We start from the raw sequence: 24,847 nt of genomic DNA, 5'->3' as shown, positions 1-24,847 counted from the left end.
CCCGCGGTGCGGAGTCAAAAAAATAGGATGGTCCGTGTTTATTTTCAGCTGAGACGTTGAGGCCCTGCGCGGATCCCCGCTACCTGGCTTATCCAGGCGCTGACGCGGAAGGCAGAGTAAGAAGAAGGGATATAAGCCGCCTGGCGGATAACCACCGGCGGTTTGCTGTCCTGGGTCAGCAGCGCGCTGAGCGTATCGAGCAGGGCCAGATGCTGGGCCTGCAGCGGCGATGATTCTTCCGCCACCGGCAAAGCCTGCGGCGCCATCGCAAACGACAGATGGCGAATGACGGTGCGAATCGCATGCTGATGCCAGTAGTCGACGGTAAAGTTCGGCCGACGATTGGCCTCCAGCAGCGCCAGCTGGGAGAAGTTAACTTTATTCGGATTATGGTTGCTGGCCGTGGCTTTCGCCGGCGTAGTGGTTTCGTGGCTGTTGTTAAGCGCAGGCAGGCCGAGGCTAGCCGCGACCATCCCCAACAGGAGATGCGGCCAAAAATACCGTCTGCCAAACTGTCGCCAACGCGTCAGCAATCCACTCACTTTCTTTACCTTTAGTTGGTATTCCTGCGTCCTTTCAGGCGGTCCATTTTATTGGCGGTCTTCGCAGTACAGCCTGAAATCGACAGGATAAAGCAACCCAGAGAAAAATTTTGCGCCCAAATACTAACATTAATACCGCGCCGAGACAGCAGGAATGAACGCTAATGCTGCGGGAAAACGCTTAATAAAGCAGCGAACGCGCACATATTATTGCCGGCGAAACACAGTGAAAAGCGGTTTAGGGAGGCTAAAAAGAAAAACGACTGGTTCCCTGGACGGAGAGAGTACCAGGTTACCAGTCGAATTTACTGAATGGTCAGGCTTACGCCAGAACCATTGACGGTGCGCGGAATGCCAGCGGCAGTTTTGCGTCGTCTTCGAAGGTCACATACTCCCAGGCTTCCTGTTTTGCCAGAACAGCCTGTAGCAGTTTGTTATTTAACGCGTGACCGGATTTGAACGCCGTGAATGCGCCGATAATGTTGTGACCACACATAAACAGGTCACCGATCGCATCCAGCATTTTGTGGCGAACAAATTCATCTTCAAAGCGCAGACCGTCTTCGTTCAGTACGCGATAATCGTCAACAACGATGGCACAATCGAAGCTGCCGCCCAGGCACAGGCCACGGGACTGCAGATATTCGATATCACGCATGAAACCGAAAGTACGAGCACGGCTAATCTGACGCATGAACGCATCGGCCGAGAAGTTCAGCGCATAGCGTTGGGTGCTGGAGTCGATCGCCGGATGGTTAAAGTCGATGGTAAAGTCCAACGAAAAACCATTATACGGCTTAAACTCAGCCCATTTGTCGCCATCTTCAACGCGAACCGTCTCTTTGATACGCACAAATTTCTTGGCGCTGTTCAGTTCATCGATGCCGGCATCCAGCAACAGATAAACGAACGGAGCGGCGCTACCGTCCATAATCGGGATTTCCGGCGCATCGACTTCAACAATAATGTTGTCGATGCCCAGGCCAGCCAGTGCGGCATTTAAGTGCTCGACTGTAGAAATCCGCACGTCATGCTCGTTCACCAGGCAAGTACAGAGCATGGTATCACGCACAGATTTGGCATCAGCCGGAAAATCAACCGGTGGATTCAAGTCGGTGCGACGATAGATGACCCCGGTATTTGCCGGCGCAGGGCGTAAAGTCAGCGTGACTTTCTTGCCGGTATGCAAACCGACACCAGTCGCCTGAACAATACGTTTAAGAGTCCTTTGTTTGATCATCGTATAATCTCGCCAAGTTACCTATCCAACCGAAGTGTACTATACATTCGGCAGGGCAGTTTAGCACAAAGAGCGCAGATGCCCAACTTCCAGCCAATTCTTAATCAGCTTGCTTACGCAGGAAAGCTGGAATATCCAGATAATCCGGCTCTTTCGCGGTTTGCGGCGTATTGTCGTTCACCACTTTCGCCACCGGTTTCTGCTCTTGAGTTAATGGAGCCATACCGTGCTGCTGGTAGCGATCCATTACCGGCTGCTGTACCTGTTTGTTGGTCACCAGGGTAATTTCCGGACGCTTGTCCATACCGATACCGGTAGCAACAACGGTTACGCGCAGCTCGTCGTTCATATCCGGGTCCAGAGAGGTACCGATAACCACGGTCGCGTTATCCGAAGCAAAGGCGCGGATAGTGTTACCAACGGTTTCGAACTCATCCAGACGCAGGTCGAAGCCAGCCGTGATGTTGACCAGAACGCCGCGCGCGCCGGACAGATCGATATCTTCCAGCAGCGGAGAAGAGATAGCCATTTCAGCCGCTTCTTCCGCACGGTCTTCACCGCTCGCCACACCGGAGCCCATCATCGCGTAGCCCATTTCCGACATCACGGTACGGACGTCCGCGAAGTCGACGTTCATCAGACCCGGACGGGTAATCAGTTCGGCAATACCCTGCACCGCACCTTTCAGTACGTCGTTTGCCGCGCCGAAAGCGTCGAGCAGAGAGATACCGCGGCCCAGTACTTTCAGCAGCTTGTCGTTCGGGATGGTGATCAGTGAGTCAACGTGCTTGGACAGCTCGGTGATCCCCTGCTCAGCAAACGCCATGCGCTTCTTGCCTTCGAAATTAAATGGCTTAGTGACGACCGCAACGGTCAGGATACCCAGATCCTTCGCCACTTCCGCGACCACTGGCGCCGCGCCGGTACCGGTACCGCCGCCCATACCCGCCGCGATAAAGACCATGTCCGCGCCATCAAGCGCAGCGCGCAGCGCTTCACGGTCTTCGTCAGCCGCATTACGGCCCACTTCCGGGTTCGCGCCTGCACCCAGACCTTTGGTAATACCGCTACCGATCTGGATAGTCTGGCCAACAGCCGTTTTACGCAGCGCCTGCGCATCGGTGTTCACCGCGAAGAATTCAACACCCTCAATGCGCTCGCGCACCATGTGTTCAACGGCATTACCGCCGCCGCCACCGACGCCGATGACTTTAATCACCGCGTCGTTGGTCAGTTCCATAGGTTCAAACATAGTTTCTCTCCGTCTTGTGCCTGTCGCCTGAGAACGCTAATTGTCTGCGTTCTCTTAAAAAATTAAAACTCTTTTCGCAGCCAGCTGTTGAGTCGCTTAATCCACGAGCCCACTGACGCCGTCACGCGTTTTTCTACTTCTGCTTCACCACTGAGATGTGACTCTTTTCCGTAGTGCAGCAGCCCAACCGCCGTCGAATAGTACGGCTCCTGAGCGTAATCCGTTAAACCGGTGATGTTCAGCGGCGCGCCAATGCGCACCTGCGTATGGAACACGCGCTGCGCGCAGGCCGCCAGGCCTTCAATTTGCGCGGCGCCGCCGGTTAATACAATCCCCGCCGCCAGATGGTGTTTGACCCCTTGCTGACGGAGCTGTTCCTGCAGCTGCAGGATTTCTTCGTTAACCAGATTGAGCAGTTCGGTATAACGCGGTTCAATCACCTCTGCCAGCGTCTGACGCTGCAGGCTGCGCGGCGGACGTCCGCCCACGCTCGGTACTTCCACGTTCTCGTCTTTACCGACGATTGAACCTAATGCGCAACCGTGACGAACCTTAATGGCTTCGGCGTCGCTCGGCGGCGTACCGAAGGCATAGGCGATATCGCTGGTCACCACGTTGCCCGCGTAAGGGATCACTTTGGTGTGACGCAGCGCGCCGCCGGTATACACGGCGATATCCATTGTACCACCGCCGATGTCCACGACGCAGACACCCAGCTCACGTTCGTCTTCCGTTAATACGGAATAACTGGCCGCTAAACCGGCGAAAATAAGTTGGTCAACTTTCAAACCACAACGTTCAACCGCTTTAACAATGTTTTTCGCCATATCGTTATGGCAGGTAATCAGATGTACCTTCGCCTGCATACGCACGCCGGATAACCCTACCGGGTTTTTAATACCTTCCTGGTAGTCGATGGCGTATTCCTGCGGGATGACGTGCAGTACGCGATGTTCGTCGCGTACGCGTACCGATTTCGCGGTATGAACGACGTTTTCCACGTCATCCTGCGTCACCTCTTCTTCGGAGATAGGCACCATGCCAATCTCATTTTGACAGCTAATATGCTTACCTGAAAGCGCCAGATACACTGATGAGATCTGGCAATCGGCCATTAGTTCAGCCTGGTCGATAGCGCGCTGTACACATTTCACTACCGACTCGAGGTCATTCACCCCGCCTTTATCCATGCCGCGCGATGGGCAACTGCCCACGCCAATGATATTAATCATACCGTCGGGCAGAACTTCCCCTACTAAAGCGGCAACCTTCGCGGTGCCAATCTCCAGTCCAACTACCAGTTTTCTGTCCGTCGCCTTGATCATCGTTGTTCTGCCTGTGCCTGATTCTGTTGTTGATTATTTTCCTCTACGGGAGCAGGTACCCAACCTACCGCCGCACCCGAGTCATAGCGCAAATCAACGTAGCTTATCCGTTTGCCGTCGGTCTGTGCCTGCTGCTGAAGAACCGGGTAGAGTTCCATAAAGCGCTGAAGCCGTTTCATGGTGTCGCCGCGGCCAAGGTTGAGCTTAATATCGTTATTAAGCGTCAACTGCCAGGAGCGACGCGCGGTCATTGCCGCCACTTTCAACGTGAACTTATTCTTTGCCAGCACCTGTCCCATGTCGCGGTATCCCTGCAGCACTTCATTTTCGCTGCCTTCCGGGCCGTATAACATCGGTAAGTTCTGTTTGCTGGTACGATCCGCCGGCACGCTGAAAGAATTTCCTTCGACGTCTACCATATGTTGATCATTCCAGCGCGCAATCGGCACATATTCAACCAGATGAATCTTCAATTCATCGGGCCATTGTTTTCTTACGCTCGCCTGTTTAATCCACGGCAGGCGCTCAATTTGGCTCTGGATGATGTTGACATCCTGAGTCATAAAGGTGCCCGGCGAGCCCAACGCCAGAATAGCCTGACGGATATCATCGTTACGCGTGTAGTGACGTTCGCCGGTGACGACCATTTTCGACAACGGCAGACGTTGCGCATCTTCCATCCAACCAAGAACCATCCATCCGCTGACCAATACGGTACACAACACCGCCAGCAGGAAAACGATCCCTGCCAGCCGGGTTCCATTATTCCGACGCGAAGAAGCAATCGATTCTTCTTCCTGGTTCCGCGTATTCAGCGCCGCCTGCGACATATCACCCCGCCAGGTCCAGAATTCGTACAACAAGCTGCGAGAAGCTCATCCCCGCCTGACGGGCCGCCATCGGCACCAGACTATGGCTGGTCATCCCCGGTGAGGTGTTCGCTTCCAGCAGATAAAACTGGCCATCGCTGTCCAGCATCACATCAATACGTCCCCATCCTTTGCAACCCAGAACATTCCAGGCTTTAAGCACCAGGCTCTGGATTTCTGACTCGCGGGCGGGTTCCTCAAAACCAGGGCAGAAATATTGCGTCTCATCAGAGAGATACTTCGCCTCATAATCATAGAAGGTTCCAGCCGTCTGGATACGAATTGACGGTAAAATTTCTTCACCGACGATAGCGACGGTAAATTCCGGGCCACTGAGCCATTTCTCAATCAGAACTTCATCATCATGCTGAAAAGCCAGCGCCAATGCATCCTGCATTGCACAACTTTCGCTAACTTTCGACATGCCGACGCTGGACCCTTCGCGGCTCGGCTTGATAATAACCGGCAGCCCCAGCGCCGCAATCTGCTCAGAAACGCCAGCAGAAAGTCCTGCGTTGAACTGCGCGCGGGTCAATGCAACCCACGGCGCGACCGGTAATCCCGCACCCTGCCACAGTAATTTACTGCGCAGCTTATCCATAGAAATAGCGGAAGCCATTACGCCGCTGCCGGTGTACGGCAGTTGAATGAGCTCAAGAAGGCCTTGCAGCGTGCCATCTTCGCCGCCGCGCCCGTGCAGGGCAATAAACGCTTTCTTAAAGCCCATGTTCTTCAACTGGGTGATATCAACGTCGCGCGGATCGACCGGGTGAGCATCCACCCCGCCTTCACGCAGCCCGGCCAACACCGCAGCGCCTGAATTCAGCGAGACTTCACGTTCAGCGGAGGTTCCGCCGAAGAGAACCGCGATTTTATCAGCCATGTCGGTCCTCCTCCGTTTTTTGCGGTACCAGTTTGATTTCAGCCAGGTGACGTGCGATTTTTCCTATGTTGCCGGCGCCCTGCACCAGCACCAGATCGTCGCCGGTCAATACCGATGCCAGCATCTCCGCGGCCTGCGCCGGATCGGAAACCAGAATCGGGTCAACTTTGCCGCGACCGCGGATCGTGCGGCACAGCGAGCGGCTATCGGCGCCTGGGATCGGCGCTTCGCCCGCCGGATATACATCCAGCATCAGCAGCGCATCAACCTGGGTCAGCACGTTGGCGAAATCATCGTACAGATCGCGAGTACGGGTATAACGGTGCGGCTGGAATACCATCACCAGATTTTTATCCGGCCAGCCGGCACGCGCCGCTTTGATAGTGGCGTCAACTTCCGTCGGATGATGGCCGTAATCGTCAATTAGCATCGCGCTACCGCTCTTGCCGTTGACTTCCGCCAGCGGATATTCGCCAAGGAAGTCGAAACGGCGGCCGGTGCCCTGGAAACTTTCCAGCGCGCGCAGAATCGCCTCGTCTTCAATGCCCTCTTCCGTCGCGACGGCAACGGCCGCGGCAGCGTTGAGCGCGTTGTGGCGGCCCGGCGCGTTCAGCGTCACCTGCATGACCTCTTTATCCTGGCGTACCAGGCGGAAATGGCCCTGCGCGCCCAGCTGACGATACTCTTCAATGCGTACGTCGGCGTCATCGCTAAAACCATAGGTGGTGATTTGGCGGCCGACGCGCGGCAGCAGTTCACGAATCACCGGGTCATCCACGCACATCACCGCGCGCCCGTAGAACGGCAGATTGTGCAGGAAGTTAATAAAGGTCTGCTTCAGGTTCTCGAAGTCTCCATGATAGGTATCCATATGGTCAGCTTCGATGTTGGTCACAATGGCGACCATCGGCTGCAGATGCAGGAACGACGCATCGCTCTCATCCGCTTCCGCAATCAGGTAGCGGCTATGGCCAAGACGGGCATGTACGCCCGCCGCCTTCACCAGCCCGCCGTTGACGAAGGTCGGATCGAGGCCGGCTTCGGCGTAAATGCTGGATACCATCGCGGTGGTCGTGGTTTTGCCGTGCGTACCGGCAATCGCAATCCCGTGACGGAAACGCATGAGTTCCGCCAGCATTTCCGCGCGGCGGATCACCGGAATGCGCGCTTCGTGCGCGGCGACGATTTCCGGGTTATCCGCGGAGATCGCGCTGGACACCACGACAACGCTGGCATCGCGCACGTTTTCCGGGCGATGGTTGAAATAAATGGTGGCGCCAAGCTGCGACAATTGCTGAGTCACCGGATTCGGCGCGAGATCGGAGCCGCTAATCTGGTAGCCTTCATTCGCCAACACTTCGGCAATACCGCCCATACCGGCACCGCCGATGCCGACAAAGTGAATGTGCCGGACGCGACGCATCTCGGGCACTATGGAACGCAGTTTTGCCAAATCTTGTGTATTCATTCTTTACGCCATCAACTTCTTTATTCGGGCGGTGAAAATCACCGCGATTAGCGCGCCAAAGCTACGGCGCTGACCTCTTCCGCTACCCGCTCGGTAGCATCCGGAATCGAAGCGCCACGCGCTCGTTCCGCCATATCCATCAGGGTTTCCCGATCCCAACCGGCCAGGGTGGCCGCCACAGCATCCGCCGTGAACTCGGGTTGTTCGAGAATTTTCGCCGCGCCGGCTTTTTCCAGCGGCAGCGCATTCCAGTACTGCTGACGATCTTTGTGCTGGAACGGGACGAACAATGCCGGTAAACCTGCGGCAGCGATTTCGCTGACCGTCAGCGCGCCGGAACGACAAACAACCACATCGGCCCAGGCATAGGCTGCCGCCATATCATCAATAAACTCAGTCACTTTATGCTGCGGCTGACCGGCGGCGGCATACGCCTGGCGCACGGTATCCATGCCGCCTTTTCCGCTCTGATGCCAGATAGTCACCGCATCGCCAAGCTTCGCGGCCACCTGCGGCATAGTCTGGTTCAGTACGCGCGCGCCTTGGGAGCCGCCAACCACCAGCACGCGAATCGGCCCCTGCCGGCCCACCAGACGCTGCCCTGGCAGCGGTAGCGCGAGAACATCGGTACGTACCGGATTCCCGACGACATCTGCATGCGGGAAGGCGCCGGGAAACGCCTGCATCACTTTCTTCGCAATCTTTGCCAGCCATTTATTAGTCAGGCCGGCAATCCCGTTTTGTTCATGCAGCACCACAGGGATCCCGAGCGACCATGCCGCCAGGCCGCCAGGCCCGGAAACATAACCGCCCATGCCCAGCACCACATCCGGCTGGAAACGTTTCATGATCGCCCGCGCCTGCCGCCAGGCGTTGAAGATCCGCACCGGCGCTAACAGTTGCGCTTTTAGCCCTTTGCCACGCAGGCCGGAGATGCGGATAAAATCGATATCAATGCCGTGTTTCGGCACTAAATCCGCTTCCATACGATCGGCGGTGCCCAGCCAGCGAACCTGCCAGCCCTGGTCCATTAAATGGTGCGCGACCGCCAGCCCCGGGAACACGTGTCCGCCAGTGCCGCCCGCCATCACCATTAACCGCTTTTCCTGACCGCTCATCGAACACCCCGTGTAAACGCCTGCGCTTTCTCGAGGCGCGTTTCATAATCAATTCGCAATAAAAACATAATGGCCGTCGACATAATCAGCAGACTGGAACCACCATAACTAATCAATGGCAGGGTCAGACCTTTGGTCGGCAGCATCCCCGCCGCCGCCCCGACGTTAACCAACGCCTGGAAGCTAAACCACACGCCGATTGCACAGGCCAGGAAGCCGGAGAAGCGGTGGTCAATCTCCAGCGCTTTGCGACCAATCGACATGGCGCGAAAGGCGACGAAGAATACCATTAAAAGCGCGAGTACCACACCGATATAACCGAGTTCTTCGCCGATAATGGCGAAGATGAAGTCGGTGTGCGCTTCCGGTAAATACTCCAGTTTCTGCACCGAGTTGCCGAGGCCCTGTCCCCACATCTCGCCGCGACCAAAGGCCATCAGCGATTGGGTCAGCTGATAGCCGCTGCCAAACGGGTCTTCCCACGGGTTCCAGAAGGAAGTGACGCGGCGAATACGATACGGTTCGGCGAGGATCAGCAGCACCACCGCCGAGATCCCCATGCCGATAATGGCGATAAACTGCCAGAGCTTCGCGCCGGCCAGGAACAACATCGCCAGCGTGGTCACGAACAGTACGACAACCGTACCGAGGTCAGGCTGCGCCAGCAGCAGAATCGCCAGTACGAAAATCACGCCCATCGGTTTTAAGAAGCCGCGCAGGTTGTTACGCACCTCATCCGCTTTACGCACCAGATAGTTGGCGATGTAGCAAAACAGCGATAGCTTGGTAAACTCCGCCGGCTGAATACGCAGCGGCCCGAGCGCGATCCAACGCGAGGCGCCGTTAACCGAACTCCCCACCACCAGTACGATCAGCAGCATCACAATCGAGGCGATCAGCATCGCGGTACTGTGGCGCTGCCAGAACTCCATCGGCAGACGGAGCGTAATCATCGCCAGCGCGAAGGCCAGCACAATGTACAGACCATCACGCTTAGCAAACAGGAACGGATCGTTCGCCAGACGCTGTCCGACCGGCATTGATGCCGAGGTCACCATGATAAAACCGATCGCCGCCAGGCCGAAGGTCAGCCACAGCAGCATCCGGTCATACATGACCAGGCTATCGTTATCTTTCGGGCGCGAGCCCATCACCCAACCTTTCAGCGCGGCGAACAGCCAGGCAAAAATAAACATTCCCGGCAGTCGCGGCAGCTTCAACCGGGGCAGGCCCAGCTGTGGCATTTTCAGGCGTGGGAGAGAGAAACGCATCAACCTAACTCCTTCGCCAGACGGGTAAAGACATCGCCCCGTTGTTCAAAGTTTTTAAACTGGTCCAGGCTCGCGCAGGCTGGCGACAGTAAGACCATATCGCCTGATTTGACCTGCGAAGCGATCTGCCGCATCGCCTGTTCCATGGTTTCGGTTTGCACCGCGATTTCCGGACGCAGCGCCGCCAGTTGAGCGCCGTCGCGGCCGAAGCAGTACAGACGAACGTTATCGCCGCCAAGATAGCGTTTCAGCGGCGTGAAGTCGGCGGATTTACCGTCGCCGCCCAACAGCAGATACAGCGTGCCGTCAAGATGCAGGCCGTTCAGCGCCGCCTCGGTACTGCCGACGTTGGTCGCCTTGGAGTCATTGATCCAACGCACGCCGTTATGCTCCAGCGCCAGCTGGAAACGGTGCGCCAGGCCGGTGAAGGTAGTCAGCGCCTTCAGGCTACTGGCGCGCGGCAAGCCCGCGGCATCCGCCAGCGCCAGCGCCGCCAGGGCATTGCTGTAGTTGTGCTGGCCGCTGATGGTCATTTCTTTCACGTTCAGCACTTTCTCACCCTTCACCCGCAGCCAGGTTTCGCCCTGCTGGCGGTTAAGGTGATAGTCGCCGACATCGACGCCGAAGCTGACGCAGCGTTCGTCAGCGCCGCGTACCGGCATGGTCAGCGCGTCATCGGCATTCACCACGCAGGTTTTAGCATTTTCATAGACCCGCAGTTTCGCCGCGCGGTACTGCTGCAGCCCCAGCGGATAGCGGTCCATATGATCCTCAGTCACGTTGAGGATGGTTGCCGCGACGGCTTTCAGGCTGGAGGTCGTCTCCAGCTGGAAGCTGGAAAGTTCAAGCACGTACAGTTCGCGCGCCGGATCCAGCAACATCAGCGCCGGCAGGCCGATATTGCCGCCAACGCCGACGTTCACGCCCGCCGCCTTCGCCATCTCGCCCACCAGGGTAGTGACGGTGCTTTTTCCGTTAGAGCCGGTAATGGCGATAATCGGCGCCTGCGCCTCGCGGCAAAACAGCTCGATATCGCCGACGATTTCCACGCCAGCGTCGGCCGCAGCGCTCAGTGAAGGGTGCGCAAGGGCAATCCCGGGGCTTGCGACAATCAGATCCGCCGCCAGCAGCCAATCGTCGTTAAGACCGCCCACGTGGCGCTCAACGGCTTCCGGCAGCTTATCAAGCCCGGCTGGGGCGACGCGGGTATCCATCACGCGCGGGGTTACGCCGCGCGCCATGAAAAAGTCCACGCATGACAGGCCGGTCATACCCAGCCCAATAATGACGACTTTTTTACCCTGATAATCTGCCATGATTAACGTACCTTCAGCGTCGCCAGGCCAATCAGCACCAGCATCAGCGAAATAATCCAGAAGCGCACGATAACGCGCGGTTCCGGCCAGCCTTTCAGTTCATAGTGGTGGTGAATCGGCGCCATACGGAAGATGCGCTGGCCGCGCAGCTTGAACGAGCCGACCTGCAGGATAACCGACAGGGTTTCCACGACGAAAACGCCGCCCATAATCACCAGCAGGAATTCCTGGCGCAGCAGTACGGCGATAATGCCCAGCGCGCCGCCGAGCGCCAGCGAACCGACGTCACCCATAAAGACCTGCGCCGGGTAGGTGTTGAACCACAGGAAACCCAGGCCCGCGCCGACAATCGCCGTGCAGACGATAACCAGCTCGCCGGCGTGACGCAGATAAGGAATATGCAGGTAGTTGGCGAAGTTCATGTTCCCGGTGGCCCACGCCACCAGCGCAAAGCCGGCAGCGACGAAGACGGTCGGCATAATCGCCAGGCCGTCGAGGCCGTCGGTCAGGTTGACCGCATTGCCGGTGCCGACGATGACGAAGTAAGCCAGCAGGATGTAAAACAGTCCCAGCTGCGGCATCACGTCTTTAAAGAACGGCACTACCAGCTCGGTCGCCGGGGTGTCTTTCCCCGCCAGATACAGCGCGAACGCTACGCCCAGCGCAATCACCGACATCCAGAAATACTTCCAGCGGGCAATCAGGCCCTTGGTGTCTTTGCGCACGACTTTACGGTAATCATCGACAAACCCGATGATGCCGTAGCCGATTAATACCGTCAGCACGCACCAGACGTATGGATTGGACGGATAAGCCCACAGCAGGACGGAAACGGTAATCGCGGTGAGGATCATGATCCCGCCCATGGTTGGGGTACCGCGTTTGCTGAAGTGGGACTCCGGGCCGTCGTTACGAACGACCTGACCAAAGGACAGTTTTTGCAGACGGGCGATCATGCGCGGGCCCATCCACAGAGAGATAAACAGCGCGGTCAGCAGGCTGACGATGGCGCGAAACGTCAGATAGGAAAAGACGTTAAAGCCGGAATAATATTTGACCAGATGTTCGGCCAGCCATACTAACATGTCGCAATCTCCTGTAATGCGCGTACTACCTCTTCCATAGCGGCACTACGTGAACCCTTCACTAAAATGGTCATGATTTTATGCTCTGCCAGCAGCTCGCGCAGGCGAGCTACCACGGCGGCTTTATCGTTAAAATGTTCGCCCACGCCGCTGGCGCTGCTGATATCCGCGCTCAGGGAACCGACGCTGAGGACGCAATCCAGCCCCGCCGCTTTCGCCGCTTCGCCCACTTCGCGATGACAGGCCGCGCTTTCCGCGCCGAGCTCCGCCATATCGCCGACCACCATCGCCCGGAAGCCCGGCATTTCCGCCAGCACCTGTACCGCGGCGGTCATCGAACCGACGTTGGCGTTGTAGGAGTCATCCAGCAACAGCTGGTTTTCCGCCAGTTGAATCGGGAACAGACGTCCCGGCACCGCTTGCAGCTGCGCCAGCCCGGTTTTCACCGCGGCCATATCGGCGCCGACCGCCATCGCCAGCGATGTTGCCGCCAGCGCGTTAGCGATGTTATGGCGCCCCGGCAGCGGCAGCAGTACGTCGATGTTGCCGAACGGGGTCTGCAGCGTAAATTCGGTACCATGACTGGTGATATGCACGTTGGTCGCCGTGAAGTCGCTGTTCGCCGCGTTCGGCGAGAAGCGCCACACTTTGCGATCGCCAATCACGCTCTGCCAGTTCAGCCAGTCATTGTTGTCGGCATTCAAAATCGCGATGCCGTTTTGCGGCAGACCGGTAAAGATTTCGCCCTTCGCCTTAGCCACGCCCGCCAGCGAGCCGAACCCTTCGAGGTGCGCGGCGGCGAGGTTGTTGACCAGCGCTGCTTCCGGACGCGTCAGGCTGACGGTCCAGGCGATTTCGCCCTGATGGTTGGCGCCGAGTTCAATCACCGCATACTGGTGATCTTTATTCAGACGCAGCAACGTCATCGGAACCCCGATATCGTTGTTCAGATTACCGGCGGTATACAGCGTGTTGCCGCACTGACTGAGGATCGCCGCGGTCATCTCTTTCACCGAGGTCTTACCGGACGAACCGGTGAGCGCAACGACGCGGGTCGGCACCTGCTGACGCACCCAGGCCGCTAACTCGCCGAAAGCCAGACGGGTATCTTTCACCACCACCTGCGGTAAATCGCAGGCCAGCGGGCGGCTAACCAGCAGCGCGCCTGCGCCCGCCGCTTTCGCTTGTTCGGCAAAATCATGCGCGTCGAATCGCTCGCCCTTCAGCGCCACAAACAGGCAACCTGCCGTGACTTTGCGGGTATCGGACGTCACGTCATCGATAGCGATATCGCTACCCTGCAGTTCGCCGCGGGTGATCTCGGCGAGCTGGCTTAATGTAAAGCGAATCATGCTACCGCTCCCAGCAGACGCGCAACGGTAACGCGGTCGGAATAATCCAGACGGCGGTTACCGACGATCTGATAGTCTTCGTGGCCTTTGCCCGCTACCAGCACAACGTCGTTCGCTTTCGCCTGCATCACCGCGCCGGTCACCGCTTCCGCGCGGCCTTCCATCACCTTCACCTGCCCGGCATCAAGCATGCCAGTCAGAATGTCATTGATAATCGCCCGCGGTTCTTCGGTACGTGGGTTATCGTCAGTCACGACCACGATATCGGCAAACTCTTCCGCGATAGCGCCCATCAGCGGGCGTTTACCTTTGTCGCGGTCGCCGCCGCAGCCGAAGACGCACCACAGCTTGCCGCTGCAGTGCAGACGCGCGGCCTGCAGCGCTTTTTCCAGCGCGTCAGGCGTATGGGCGTAATCAACCACCACGGTCGGTTTGCCCGGCGCGCTGAACACTTCCATACGGCCGCACACCGGCTGTAAACGCGAAGAGGTTTTCAGCAGATCCGCCAGCGGATAGCCCAGCGCCAGCAGCGTCGCCAGCGCCAGCAGCAGGTTGCTGACGTTAAAGGCGCCCATCAGGCGGCTTTCGATTTCGCCCTTGCCCCAGCTCGAGTCAAACTGAATGGTCGCGCCGCTGTCGTGATAGTTGACCGCGGTCGCCTTCAGCCAGCGGCCGTGGCAGTTCGGATTGATATGATCTTCCATCGACACCGCCACCGCATCCGGCAGTTTCGCCAGCCAGCGACGCCCGACTTCATCGTCAGCGTTAACAATGGCCTGGCCGCAATGGTGGGTGGAATAGAGCAGCCATTTCGCCGCTTCGTAATGTTCCATGTCGCCATGGTAGTCGAGGTGGTCACGGCTCAGGTTGGTAAACACCGAGGCGGCAAACTGCAGCGCCGCCACGCGATGCTGAACCAGCCCGTGAGAAGAGACTTCCATCGCGCCGAAAGTCGCCCCCTGCCCTACCAGGCCGGAAAGCACGTGCTGAACATCGACCGCAGAGCCGGTGGTGTTTTCGGTCGGCACCACTTTATCCAGCAGGCCATTACCGACGGTACCCATCACCGCGCTGGTTTCGCCGAGCAGCTTTGCCCACTGCGCCAACAGCTGCGTAGTCGTGGTTTTACCGTTAGTACCGGTGACGCCCACCAGACGCATCTGCTGCGAAGGTTGTTGGTAAAAACGCCCGGCCAGCGCGGATAACCGCTCGTTCAGTTGGCTCAGGTAGATGACCGGCACGCCGTGCATCTCGCGAACTTCGCCGTCTGCGGCCTCGCCCTGCGCCTCAGCAATAATGGCAGCAACACCTTGCGCTATCGCCTGCGGGATATAACGACGCCCGTCCGCCTGATGACCCTGTACCGCGACAAAGAGGTCGCCGGACGCCGCCACGCGGCTGTCCAGCGTCATCTCTCGCAGAATTCGCTCCGGCGCATTTGGCACCCACGGAGCGAGAAGGTCGCGCAAATTACGATCTGCCACCTGTTCCCTCGCCTTGATTAATCACAAATTCACTTTTTTCGCCCGTTGCCAGCGCATCCGGTTCGACGTTCATGGTGCGCAATACGCCGCCCATGATGGCACCGAATACCGGCGCGGAAACGGCGCCACCGTAGTATTTACCTGCCTGCGGGTCGTTGATCACCACCACCAGCGCGAAACGCGGGTGGCTGGCGGGCGCAACGCCTGCGGTGTAAGCAATATATTTGTTGATGTAGCGGCCATCCGGCCCCACTTTTTTCGCCGTACCGGTTTTAATCGCGATGCGATACCCTTTGATCGCCGCTTTCACGCCGCCGCCGCCGGGCAGCGCCACGCTTTCCATCATATGAACGACGGTACGAACCAGTGATTCCGGGAACACGCGCTCGCCCGGAACCGGTGGATCAACTTTGGTAATCGACAGCGGGCGATAGATGCCGTAGCTGCCAATCGTTGCGTAGACTCGCGCTAACTGTAACGGAGTTACCATTAGCCCGTAGCCGAAAGAAAAGGTGGCCCTCTCTATGTCAGACCACCGTTGTTTTTGAGGATATAAGCCACTGCGTTCTCCGACCAACCCCAAATTGGTCGCCTTTCCAAGCCCAAAACGTGAGTAAGTATCTACTAACGCTGAGGACGGCATCGCTAACGCCAGCTTAGAAACGCCGACGTTACTCGACTTCTGTAGCACCCCGGTCAGGGTTAATTCGCTATAGCGCGCCACGTCTTTGATTTCGTGGCCGTTAATTCGATATGGAATGGTGTTCAGCACGGTATTTTCATTGACGATGCCGCGCTGCAGCGCCGTCATCACCACCATCGGTTTGACCGTTGAACCCGGTTCGAATACGTCGGTGATGGCGCGGTTACGCATGGTATCTTTGGACGTACCCGCGAAATTATTCGGGTTGTACGACGGGCTATTCGCCATCGCCAGCACTTCACCAGTGTTGACGTCAACCAAAACGGCGGTGCCTGATTCCGCTTTGTTGAACGCCACCGCATTATTCAGTTCGCGATAAACCAGCGCCTGCAGGCGCTCGTCGATGCTCAACGCGAGGTTATGCGCCGCCTGGCTGTCGGTGGAAGAAATGTCTTCAATCACGCGACCATAGCGGTCTTTACGCACGATACGCTCGCCTGGCTGGCCGGTCAGCCACTTATCAAAGCTTTTCTCAACCCCTTCAATCCCCTGGCTATCGACGTTGGTGAAGCCAATGAGGTGAGCGGTTACTTCGCCTGACGGATAGTAACGGCGAGACTCCTCACGCAGATGAATCCCCGGCAGCTTCAGTTTTTTGATGTAGTCAGCCATGTCAGGGTTCACCTGACGCGCCAGATAGATAAAACGCATCCGCGGGTTGCTGTTGATGCGCGATGCCAGCTGGTCCAGCGGCATGTTCAGCGCATCGGCTAACGCTTTCCAGCGGTTATCGAGCGTCACGCCTCCGGCATCATGCAGCTCTTTCGGGTCGGCCCAGATGGCTTTGACCGGCACGCTGACCGCCAGCGGGCGGCCGGAGCGGTCGGTAATCATGCCGCGCGCGGTTGACACTTCCTGCACACGCAGGGAACGCATATCTCCCTGACGCACCAGCATATCCGGGCTCACCACCTGCAGCCACGCGACGCGGCCAAGCAGGAAGGCGAGAGCGATTAAAATACATCCGCACAGCAACGCAAAACGCCAACTAATAAAGTTGGCCTGTTCTTCCTGACGTTTTGCTTTTGGCGTTTTCGGCGCTGCTTTCATGCGTCGCAATAATCCTTATTTCTGTACCACTATATTTTCTTGTGATGGATCAACGTGTTGCATCTGCAACTTCTCTGTCGCGATCCGCTCAACCCGACTGTGATCGCCAAGGGCGTTCTCTTCGAGGATCAGGTTGCGCCATTCAATATCCAGAGCGTCACGCTCCAGAACCAATTGTTCACGCTGCGCGGTTAACAGACGGGTATGGTGCGCCGTCGTCACCACGGTCACTGCCGTTATGATGATGCAAATGAACAGGCAGAGTGGCAGCTTCCCAAACCGCAGAAGATCGTCCCCGATAACGCCAGGCAAGGCATGGCGCTCGTTGCTTCCTAACGATCCTTTAACTTTGCTTAAGGCTACTGTCACTCTGCCGATCATGCGTTCGTCCTCTCTGCGATACGCAGCACTGAACTACGGGCGCGTGGATTCTCTGCCACCTCTTCTTCGCCCGGCATCAACTTGCCTAGTGCTCGCAACTGACGGCCGCCCAGTTTCCTGAGCTGCTCTTCAGTCATCGGGATCCCTGCTGGAACCTGCGGACCGCGGCTTTGCTCACGCATAAAGCGCTTCACAATGCGGTCTTCCAGCGAATGGAAACTGATAATCGACAGCCGACCACCGGGGGCCAGCACGCCGAGCGAGCTTTTTAGCGCCTGCTCTATCTCCTCCAGTTCACTGTTCACCCAAATGCGCACCGCCTGGAAGGTACGGGTCGCGGGATGTTTGTGCTTATCTTTCACCGGCGTTGCCGCCGCGATAACTTCCGCCAGCTCTTTGGTACGGGTCATCGGCTCAATGCGGTTACGCTCAACGATCGCGCGCGCGATACGTTTACCGAAACGCTCCTCGCCAAAGGTTTTGATTACCCAGGCGATGTCGGCTTCTTCGGCGGTCTGTAACCATTCGGCGGCGGACTGACCGCGAGTCGGATCCATGCGCATGTCCAGCGGACCATCGCGCATAAAGGAGAATCCGCGTTCCGCGTCGTCCAGCTGCGGTGAAGAAACGCCAAGATCGAGAAGAATACCGTCGATCTTGCCGGTAAGATTGCGCTCGGCGACGTAGTCAGCCAGCTGCGAGAAAGGACCATGTACGATGGAAAAGCGTGGGTCATCGATGGTTTGCGCAACGGCAATAGCCGTCGGGTCGCGATCGATTGCCAGCAGGCGCCCTTCCGCCCCCAGTTGGGAGAGGATCAGACGCGAGTGACCACCGCGGCCAAAGGTTCCATCAATGTAGATACCATTTGGACGAATATTCAGGCCGTTAACGGCTTCATCCAGAAGTACCGTAGTATGTTTAAAATTTTCCATCATTTTATAAAGACAAATCCTGCAGGCGCTCCGACAGTTCACCGGTAGCGGACTGCTCAGCGTCGATATCTTCCTTGACCCGTTGATACCAGGTCGTTTCATCCCACAGTTCAAATTTATTAAACTGTCCGACCAGCATCACTTCTTTTGTCAGCCCGGCATGTTGCCGCAGCACCGGCGCGATTAGCAATCGTCCGGCGCTATCCATCTGACATTCGCTGGCATGCCCCAAAAGCAGGCGCTGTACGCGCCGCTCAACGGGATTCATGCTCGACAAACGCGACAATTTTTGCTCGATGATTTCCCATTCAGGCAAAGGATAAAGCAGCAGGCACGGGTGATGAATGTCAATGGTGCATACCATTTGACCAGAAGCATCCTCGATCAGCCCGTCGCGGTAGCGCGTCGGTACGGCCAAACGGCCTTTACTGTCGAGATTGACTAACGTTGCTCCACGGAACATGCCAGCCTCACCCCTTTTCGCCACTTTACCCCACAAATTCCCACCTAAAGGAGTTTACGGAGCGGAGGAAAAGCTTGTCAAGCCAGCACTAATGCCAACGGAGCGCAAAAACCCATTATTTACAGCCGATATTAGCCCTGATGAATAAATCACCAACAAACGAGGCAAATTAACGTTATGAATACGTGTAAGAAAATAACCAACAAACCCGTAACAGTTAAAAACGACAAAATATCTTCAGCGGGAAAATATAAAGTGTCAGTTTGCGACGCGAGCGGCATTTTAGGTCATTCTGATGTCCGTTAACAGTGCCTGTTGTGGACGGAGAAGCACTTGTGCCGCGGCCTGACGCTCTCAGCGGCGGTGAAGGTGGGATAAAGCGATTGTTAATTCAGCAATTATTACGAAGAATGTAACAAAACAATTCAAATTAATGCCGCTGCGCTTTTTCTTGCACCATTTGGATACAAAAAAAGCCTGCTCCAGAATAAAACAAAATAAGGCGTAAAGAAGTTTAGGGATTTGTCTGAAAGCGAATAGATTTACGAATCTCTACGTAAATTGTATGGAATATCGCCAGATGCTGATCCATCTGGCGAATAACCTACGAAGAATCTTAACCTTTTTTCGCAAATGAATCAGCGACGATTCAAACTTCCGCGATGATAGAGATTACGACGTATACGACTTAAGCCCGGTTTCGGCTTACGTGGTTCATCCAGGCTTGCCAGTACAATCTCTAAAACGCGCTCGGCAACGTCGCGATGACGCTGCGCGACCGCCAGCACCGGGCACTGCAGGAAGTCGAGCAGTTCGTTATCACCGAAGGTGGCGATGGCCAGCTCAGATGGCAGTTTGCCCTCACGGCGCAGCGTGACGTCCATCACCCCCTGCAGCAGCGGGAAAGAGGTGGTGAACAGCAGTTGCGGCATCGGATGCGTTTCCAGCCACCGTTCAAACAGCTGGGCCGCGGCTTCGCGTTCATAGCTGTTGGCATAGAGGAAGTTCACCTCGCGCGGGTCGTCTTTCCAGGCTGAACGGAAACCCTGCTCACGCAGGAAGCTCACCGACAGCTCCGGCAGCGCTCCCAGATAGAGCACTCGGTCACCGGGGAATTTGCGCAGCTCGGCGGCAAGCATCTCGGCGTCGTCCTGATCGGCGCCGACGACGCTGGTAAAGTGTTCACGATCGAGCGCGCGGTCGAGCGCGACAATCGGGAAAGGATCGTTCGCCCAGCGCTGATAGAACGGGTGCTCCGGCGGCAGCGAAGTCGAAACGATAATTGCATCCACCTGACGCTGCAGCAGATGCTCAATACAGCGCATTTCGTTATCCGGCTGATCTTCCGAGCAGGCGATCAGCAACTGGTAGCCGCGCTGACGCGCCTGGCGCTCCAGATAGTTCGCAATACGGGTATAACTGGTATTTTCGAGATCCGGGATCACCAGACCGATTGAACGCGTGCGTCCTGCGCGCAGGCCAGCAGCGACCGCATTCGGGTGGTAGTTGTGCTCGCGCACCACCGCCATCACCTTCTCGACCGTTTTATCGCTGACGCGATACTGCTTCGCTTTGCCATTAATCACATAGCTCGCGGTGGTTCTTGAAACACCGGCCAGCCGGGCGATTTCATCCAGTTTCACAATTGCCCCTTGGGTAAGAAGTACAAAAAACAACCATTAAATAGACATACTCATTAGAGTATAGAGTTCCATTTTTATAACATCTAAACGCAGAATAGATAGCGCGGCAACCGCTTTCGTCCACAGTTCCTACGGAATTCGCAAAAAAATAACCCGACAGTTCGTGTCGGGCTGTTTTTACGTCAGTTTGTCAGGGGTTAGCGCATGATTTTATCGCCGCGCGACAGGCCGACTACTCCGGATCGCGCCACTTCAACAATGCGCGCGACATCGCGTAAAGAAGCCAGGAACGCATCCAGCTTATCGCTGGTTCCGGCCAACTGCACGGTATAAATAGATGGCGTGACGTCAATGATCTGCCCGCGGAAGATCTCGGTGTTGCGTTTCACCTCTTCGCGGCCATAACCGCTGGCTTGCACTTTCACCAGCATGATTTCACGTTCGACGTGGGAGCCCTGACCCAGTTCGCTGACCCGCAGCACGTCCACCAGCTTATGTAATTGCTTTTCAATCTGCTCAATGGCTTTTTCGTCGCCCACCGTCTGGATGGTCATGCGGGACAACGTCGGATCGTCGGTTGGCGCTACCGTCAGGCTTTCAATATTGTAGCCGCGCTGCGAAAAGAGGCCGATCACCCGGGATAACGCTCCCGATTCGTTCTCCAGTAATACAGATAATATCCGGCGCATAATCAGGTTCTCTCCGTTTTGCTCAACCACATTTCGTCCATGCCGCCGCCGCGGATCTGCATGGGATAAACATGCTCGCTACCATCAACCGTAACATCAACGAACACCAGACGATTATTACGCACCTGCTCCAGGGCTTCCGCCAGCTTCGCTTCAAGCTCTTGCGGCTCGCTGATACGAATACCAACGTGGCCATAAGCCTCGGCGACGCGAACGAAGTCCGGCAGCGATTCCATATAGGACTGCGAATGGCGGCCAGAATAGAGCATATCCTGCCACTGCTTTACCATTCCGAGGTAGCGGTTATTCAGGTTCAGCACCAGCACCGGCAGTTCATACTGCAGGGCGGTGGAAAGCTCCTGAATGTTCATCTGGATGCTGCCATCGCCGGTCACGCAGATAACGGTTTCTTGCGGTAGCGCCATCTTCACGCCCAGTGCCGCTGGCAGGCCAAAGCCCATCGTGCCGAGGCCGCCGGAGTTAATCCAACGCCGTGGTTTATCGAATGGATAATAGAGCGCGGCGAACATCTGATGCTGTCCAACGTCGGAAGTCACGTAAGCATCACCGTTGGTCAGGCGCCAGATAGCCTCGATTACCGCCTGTGGTTTGATCTTGCCGCTTTGCGTGTCGTATTGCAGACAGTGACGGGAACGCCACTGTTCGATCTGCTGCCACCAGTCGCGGATCTCATCCAGCGGCTGCTGGCTCTCTTCCTGCTCAAGCAGATCAAACATCTGGTCAAGCACCTGGCGCGCGTCGCCGACGATCGGCACATCCGCCGGGACGGTCTTGGAGATCGACGTGGGATCGATATCAATATGCAGCACCGTGGCGTTCGGGCAGTACTTAGCCAAATTGTTGGTGGTACGATCGTCAAAGCGGACGCCGACTGCAAAAATAACGTCGGAATGATGCATGGTCATGTTGGCTTCATAGGTACCGTGCATCCCCAACATCCCCAGCGCCTGCTGATGAGTCGCCGGAAAAGCGCCTAAACCCATTAATGAAGAGACCACCGGTAGCTTCAGCTTTTCGACCAGCGTACGCAGCTGTGCTTCACACTGCGAATTGATTGCCCCACCGCCAACGTATACGACCGGTTTTTTCGCCGCCACCAGCGTTTGCAACGCACGTTTGATCTGCCCTTTATGACCGCTGGTTGTCGGGTTATAGGAACGCATGCTGACCGCATCCGGCCAAACATAAGGCAGCTTTTTCGCCGGATTGAGAATATCCTTCGGCAAATCGACCACTACCGGCCCCGGTCGGCCGCTGGCCGCCAGCCAGAAGGCTTTCTTTAAAATCCCGGGGATATCTTCAGTCTGTTTCACGAGGAAACTGTGTTTGACCACCGGGCGCGAGATACCGACCATATCGCACTCCTGGAAGGCATCGTAGCCAATCAGCGAGGTGGCGACCTGCCCGGAAAGAATGACCAGTGGAATAGAATCCATGTAAGCCGTTGCGATACCGGTAATAGCGTTTGTCGCTCCCGGACCGGAGGTCACCAGCACCACCCCGACTTCGCCGGTTGCGCGCGCCAGCCCGTCGGCCATATGCACCGCCGCCTGCTCATGGCGGACCAGCACATGGTCAATGCCGCCGAGGGTATGTAATGCATCATAGATATCGAGGACCGCGCCTCCGGGATAGCCGAATACTTGCTTGACGCCCTGATCGACAAGCGATTGGACGACCATCTCGGCTCCTGACAACATCTCCATGGTTTGCCTCCAGGCTTATTGTTTTCACGACGGCGGAAGTCATTTTCCGCGCGCGTCGTATGATGCGCCGTCAAGACAGCGCATTGAGGTGAACGACTTGCTGTGCATTAACATAACTGCTCGCCAACAGGCAGGCAATTCGCCTGAGAGCGTATAGCGCGCCTCTTAAAAGCAGAAAAGAAAGCATCTGGAGAAATATATGGAGGATTGCTTCAGGAATAACAAAATGAGATAGCCAATACTCGGGAGAAACGGCTTACGGCAGAAAATCATCCATTTTTCACCGTCGGGTTGCGAGAACCCGCGGTGATAAACAGAATAATATTCTGCTTTTTTAAAGTTTACTCAGATAAGCTGGCGCTTTCGCCGCCGTTGGTCGATAACGTCGATTAGCGCTGACAGATATTCGCCAATAACTCTTCCATCCATTGATGGCCTTTATCACGACCGGCCGCTTCGTGCCAGGAGAGGAAGCAGGTACGGCTGTTGACCTTCAGCGGCAACGGTAAGATCTGCAAATCTAATTTATCAGCGAATTCATTGGCCAACCAACGTGGCGCTATTGCCACCATGTGGGTTTGCGACACCACGTTTAATACGCTAACCATGGCATTACCCTGATAAGCAATACAGGATTGTTTATCCACGGAGTCATACCACGGCTGGCTAAATGACGCATAACGATCCAATGCGACGACCGCGTGCTCTTCCTGATAAATATCCGCTTCCGTTAGCGGCCCGGAAATACGCGGATGTTTACGGTTGGCCACCAGAACCATTTCATCTTTGAATAAAGGTATGCAGGCAAACTCCGGGCGACGGAACTCTTCATAACCGATAACGAATTCAATTTCCTGATAACGCAGCTGATGTTCGGTGTTTTGATGTAGCGCTGATTTAAAGACCAGATGAATATTTGGCGCGATTTCACCAACTTTATTAAATATTAGCGAGGTTAAGTAATTATCCAATGGGCTACAAACGCAGAGGTTAAATACGCGCTCACTGCTCAGCGGTTCAAAACCGGAACCCGGCAACTCATTTTGCACCAGTTGCAATGCCTGGCGTACTGAGCCGAACAGCTGGTAGGCCCGCGCCGTTGGCTGAATGCCGCGCCCATAGCGAACGAACAGTTCATCATTAAACATTACCTTGAGACGAGATACCGCGTTACTCACCGCCGGTTGGGACATGCCGAGAGTGTGGGCCGCACGGGTAATATTTTGTTCCTGCATCACCGCATCAAAGACGGTCAGCAGGTTAAGATCCACCATCCGCAGTTGTGGTTTGACGACTTCCTGTCCCGGGGCTGATTTATATTCAGTATTTTCAATTAACATATCTAACTCCACCGTCACGCTAAATTCCTTTTACCAAAGTGCAGTAATTAATTAAGACAATATCATTTATCATGCATATTAAATCTGCAAAAGGGCAAAATGGAATTTTAGGAATATATCAAGGTTATGAGTAGCGACGAAAAACCTCACTGGATATCACCGGAACCCGCCTAAAACATATCATTTACTTGATGATATAAAGTGTACCCATAGATCACAGGAATAAACAACACCACCAATAGTTAATTGCAATTTAAGTATTAATTAACTATCTATTTTTTACCTGATAAAAATTAACACTTCGTTATCCTTTCGAACGACTAAATGCGGCAGCGCATAAAGGTAAAAGGCATATAACACTTTATGTTTCATTACCTTATCAACCAGGCATCCCCCATTGACATTGAGTCCTTGAATGAAAATTATTTTTTCTAATTGTTTTATTTTTCCAGCAGTCGATGAATGTCTCAAAAAGGATCGTCGGCGAAATGAGGGATAATCCAGCACAATTAGCTAATTCATCTGACGGGTTAAAAACAGTTTTTATCTTGCCTGGGGTTGACATCAAAACCGCTATCCAGTAACTCTAAAAGCATATCGATTTCAACTGGAGTATGACGCATGATTCGCACCACTCGCTTCACCAGCCTACTACTACTAAACGCATCCATTGTGCGCGGTAGGCTGTTGGGCGACGTTCAGCGTTAAGTC

General features: G+C 55.8%; 22 protein-coding genes. 1 reads left to right on the top strand and 21 read right to left on the bottom strand.

All coding sequences use genetic code 11. The features are described 5' to 3' along the window. Positions 1 to 44: 44 nt before the first annotated feature. The 21 genes from secM to leuO form a co-directional block, all read right to left on the bottom strand. The gene (secM, locus tag AC2CGP_RS18725; RefSeq protein ID WP_015368240.1) at positions 45 to 542 is read right to left on the bottom strand and encodes a secA translation cis-regulator SecM; all 498 of its coding nucleotides are present in this window, start codon (positions 540 to 542) and stop codon (positions 45 to 47) included. Positions 543 to 864: 322 nt separating this feature from the next. Beyond that, positions 865 to 1,782 (bottom strand): UDP-3-O-acyl-N-acetylglucosamine deacetylase, encoded by a 918-nt coding sequence (gene lpxC / locus AC2CGP_RS18720; protein ID WP_015368241.1) that lies wholly within the window; start codon positions 1,780 to 1,782, stop codon positions 865 to 867. Between the two features lie 100 nt (positions 1,783 to 1,882). Next, positions 1,883 to 3,034 carry a cell division protein FtsZ gene (gene ftsZ, locus AC2CGP_RS18715; protein ID WP_004857884.1) on the bottom strand — a complete coding sequence of 384 codons (1,152 nt, stop codon included), beginning with the start codon at positions 3,032 to 3,034 and terminating at the stop codon, positions 1,883 to 1,885. Between the two features lie 62 nt (positions 3,035 to 3,096). Beyond that, a complete protein-coding gene (ftsA, locus tag AC2CGP_RS18710) occupies positions 3,097 to 4,359 on the bottom strand; it encodes a cell division protein FtsA (RefSeq protein WP_002888625.1) in 1,263 nt (420 codons plus the stop codon). Further along, positions 4,356 to 5,189 carry a cell division protein FtsQ gene (gene ftsQ, locus AC2CGP_RS18705; protein WP_015368242.1) on the bottom strand — a complete coding sequence of 278 codons (834 nt, stop codon included), beginning with the start codon at positions 5,187 to 5,189 and terminating at the stop codon, positions 4,356 to 4,358. Before ftsQ ends, ftsA begins: the two co-directional genes overlap by 4 nt. 1 nt (position 5,190) lies before the next feature. Then, on the bottom strand, positions 5,191 to 6,111 hold the full coding sequence (locus AC2CGP_RS18700; protein WP_015368243.1) for a D-alanine--D-alanine ligase: 921 nt from the start codon (positions 6,109 to 6,111) through the stop codon (positions 5,191 to 5,193). Further along, positions 6,104 to 7,579: a UDP-N-acetylmuramate--L-alanine ligase gene (gene murC, locus AC2CGP_RS18695; protein ID WP_048230126.1), complete on the bottom strand. Its 1,476-nt coding sequence runs from the start codon at positions 7,577 to 7,579 to the stop codon at positions 6,104 to 6,106. The genes AC2CGP_RS18700 and murC overlap by 8 nt, the downstream gene beginning before the upstream one ends. A 47-nt stretch (positions 7,580 to 7,626) precedes the next feature. Next, entirely contained in the window at positions 7,627 to 8,697 is a 1,071-nt protein-coding gene (murG, locus tag AC2CGP_RS18690) for an undecaprenyldiphospho-muramoylpentapeptide beta-N-acetylglucosaminyltransferase (protein ID WP_015368246.1), read from the bottom strand. Beyond that, positions 8,694 to 9,968: a cell division protein FtsW gene (gene ftsW / locus AC2CGP_RS18685; protein WP_015368247.1), complete on the bottom strand. Its 1,275-nt coding sequence runs from the start codon at positions 9,966 to 9,968 to the stop codon at positions 8,694 to 8,696. Before ftsW ends, murG begins: the two co-directional genes overlap by 4 nt. Continuing rightward, complete coding sequence (gene murD / locus AC2CGP_RS18680; RefSeq protein ID WP_015704401.1) at positions 9,968 to 11,284, bottom strand: UDP-N-acetylmuramoyl-L-alanine--D-glutamate ligase; 1,317 nt, start codon at positions 11,282 to 11,284, stop codon at positions 9,968 to 9,970. Before murD ends, ftsW begins: the two co-directional genes overlap by 1 nt. A 2-nt stretch (positions 11,285 to 11,286) precedes the next feature. Next, on the bottom strand, positions 11,287 to 12,369 hold the full coding sequence (gene mraY / locus AC2CGP_RS18675) for a phospho-N-acetylmuramoyl-pentapeptide-transferase (protein WP_004204335.1): 1,083 nt from the start codon (positions 12,367 to 12,369) through the stop codon (positions 11,287 to 11,289). Next, entirely contained in the window at positions 12,363 to 13,721 is a 1,359-nt protein-coding gene (gene murF, locus AC2CGP_RS18670) for a UDP-N-acetylmuramoyl-tripeptide--D-alanyl-D-alanine ligase (protein WP_015704400.1), read from the bottom strand. Before murF ends, mraY begins: the two co-directional genes overlap by 7 nt. Next, positions 13,718 to 15,205, bottom strand: a complete 1,488-nt coding sequence (murE, locus tag AC2CGP_RS18665; RefSeq protein WP_015704399.1) for a UDP-N-acetylmuramoyl-L-alanyl-D-glutamate--2,6-diaminopimelate ligase — start codon at positions 15,203 to 15,205, stop codon at positions 13,718 to 13,720. Before murE ends, murF begins: the two co-directional genes overlap by 4 nt. Beyond that, entirely contained in the window at positions 15,192 to 16,958 is a 1,767-nt protein-coding gene (locus AC2CGP_RS18660; RefSeq protein ID WP_015368251.1) for a peptidoglycan glycosyltransferase FtsI, read from the bottom strand. Before AC2CGP_RS18660 ends, murE begins: the two co-directional genes overlap by 14 nt. Before the next feature lie 15 nt (positions 16,959 to 16,973). After that, the gene (ftsL, locus tag AC2CGP_RS18655; protein WP_015704398.1) at positions 16,974 to 17,339 is read right to left on the bottom strand and encodes a cell division protein FtsL; all 366 of its coding nucleotides are present in this window, start codon (positions 17,337 to 17,339) and stop codon (positions 16,974 to 16,976) included. Further along, entirely contained in the window at positions 17,336 to 18,277 is a 942-nt protein-coding gene (gene rsmH, locus AC2CGP_RS18650; protein WP_015368254.1) for a 16S rRNA (cytosine(1402)-N(4))-methyltransferase RsmH, read from the bottom strand. The genes ftsL and rsmH overlap by 4 nt, the downstream gene beginning before the upstream one ends. Before the next feature lies 1 nt (position 18,278). Continuing rightward, positions 18,279 to 18,737, bottom strand: coding sequence for a division/cell wall cluster transcriptional repressor MraZ (gene mraZ / locus AC2CGP_RS18645; protein ID WP_015368255.1), 459 nt, complete (start codon positions 18,735 to 18,737; stop codon positions 18,279 to 18,281). Positions 18,738 to 19,375: 638 nt separating this feature from the next. Further along, positions 19,376 to 20,380, bottom strand: coding sequence for a catabolite repressor/activator (gene cra / locus AC2CGP_RS18640; RefSeq protein WP_015704397.1), 1,005 nt, complete (start codon positions 20,378 to 20,380; stop codon positions 19,376 to 19,378). 197 nt (positions 20,381 to 20,577) lie between these two features. Beyond that, complete coding sequence (ilvN, locus tag AC2CGP_RS18635) at positions 20,578 to 21,069, bottom strand: acetolactate synthase small subunit (RefSeq protein WP_015368257.1); 492 nt, start codon at positions 21,067 to 21,069, stop codon at positions 20,578 to 20,580. Positions 21,070 to 21,071: 2 nt separating this feature from the next. Beyond that, the gene (gene ilvI, locus AC2CGP_RS18630; protein ID WP_032706640.1) at positions 21,072 to 22,796 is read right to left on the bottom strand and encodes an acetolactate synthase 3 large subunit; all 1,725 of its coding nucleotides are present in this window, start codon (positions 22,794 to 22,796) and stop codon (positions 21,072 to 21,074) included. A 389-nt stretch (positions 22,797 to 23,185) separates the two neighbouring features. Then, entirely contained in the window at positions 23,186 to 24,154 is a 969-nt protein-coding gene (leuO, locus tag AC2CGP_RS18625) for a transcriptional regulator LeuO (protein ID WP_015704394.1), read from the bottom strand. A gap of 603 nt (positions 24,155 to 24,757) precedes the next feature. On the opposite strand from leuO, the gene leuL reads away from it, so the two are divergent. Then, positions 24,758 to 24,844, top strand: a complete 87-nt coding sequence (leuL, locus tag AC2CGP_RS18620; protein ID WP_020079614.1) for a leu operon leader peptide — start codon at positions 24,758 to 24,760, stop codon at positions 24,842 to 24,844. Positions 24,845 to 24,847: the final 3 nt, after the last annotated feature.

This window comes from Klebsiella sp. SYXHC3 (assembly GCF_057196925.1).
The sequence above is the reverse complement of the archived record's forward strand: the minus strand, read 5'-3'. Positions and strand labels throughout refer to the sequence as shown.

Excerpts from the sequence above, each read along its gene's own strand:
- mraY (WP_004204335.1), bottom strand. The coding sequence starts at position 12,369 with ATGTTAGTATGGCTGGCCGAACATCTGGTCAAATATTATTCCGGCTTT.
- ilvN (WP_015368257.1), bottom strand. The coding sequence starts at position 21,069 with ATGCGCCGGATATTATCTGTATTACTGGAGAACGAATCGGGAGCGTTA.
- AC2CGP_RS18660 (WP_015368251.1), bottom strand. The coding sequence starts at position 16,958 with ATGAAAGCAGCGCCGAAAACGCCAAAAGCAAAACGTCAGGAAGAACAG.
- ilvI (WP_032706640.1), bottom strand. The coding sequence starts at position 22,796 with ATGGAGATGTTGTCAGGAGCCGAGATGGTCGTCCAATCGCTTGTCGAT.
- rsmH (WP_015368254.1), bottom strand. The coding sequence starts at position 18,277 with ATGATGGAAAATTTTAAACATACTACGGTACTTCTGGATGAAGCCGTT.
- murF (WP_015704400.1), bottom strand. The coding sequence starts at position 13,721 with ATGATTCGCTTTACATTAAGCCAGCTCGCCGAGATCACCCGCGGCGAA.
- ftsA (WP_002888625.1), bottom strand. The coding sequence starts at position 4,359 with ATGATCAAGGCGACGGACAGAAAACTGGTAGTTGGACTGGAGATTGGC.
- ftsL (WP_015704398.1), bottom strand. The coding sequence starts at position 17,339 with ATGATCGGCAGAGTGACAGTAGCCTTAAGCAAAGTTAAAGGATCGTTA.
- murG (WP_015368246.1), bottom strand. The coding sequence starts at position 8,697 with ATGAGCGGTCAGGAAAAGCGGTTAATGGTGATGGCGGGCGGCACTGGC.
- leuL (WP_020079614.1), top strand. The coding sequence starts at position 24,758 with ATGATTCGCACCACTCGCTTCACCAGCCTACTACTACTAAACGCATCC.
- mraZ (WP_015368255.1), bottom strand. The coding sequence starts at position 18,737 with ATGTTCCGTGGAGCAACGTTAGTCAATCTCGACAGTAAAGGCCGTTTG.
- murD (WP_015704401.1), bottom strand. The coding sequence starts at position 11,284 with ATGGCAGATTATCAGGGTAAAAAAGTCGTCATTATTGGGCTGGGTATG.
- murC (WP_048230126.1), bottom strand. The coding sequence starts at position 7,579 with ATGAATACACAAGATTTGGCAAAACTGCGTTCCATAGTGCCCGAGATG.
- AC2CGP_RS18700 (WP_015368243.1), bottom strand. The coding sequence starts at position 6,111 with ATGGCTGATAAAATCGCGGTTCTCTTCGGCGGAACCTCCGCTGAACGT.
- ftsZ (WP_004857884.1), bottom strand. The coding sequence starts at position 3,034 with ATGTTTGAACCTATGGAACTGACCAACGACGCGGTGATTAAAGTCATC.
- lpxC (WP_015368241.1), bottom strand. The coding sequence starts at position 1,782 with ATGATCAAACAAAGGACTCTTAAACGTATTGTTCAGGCGACTGGTGTC.
- ftsQ (WP_015368242.1), bottom strand. The coding sequence starts at position 5,189 with ATGTCGCAGGCGGCGCTGAATACGCGGAACCAGGAAGAAGAATCGATT.
- ftsW (WP_015368247.1), bottom strand. The coding sequence starts at position 9,968 with ATGCGTTTCTCTCTCCCACGCCTGAAAATGCCACAGCTGGGCCTGCCC.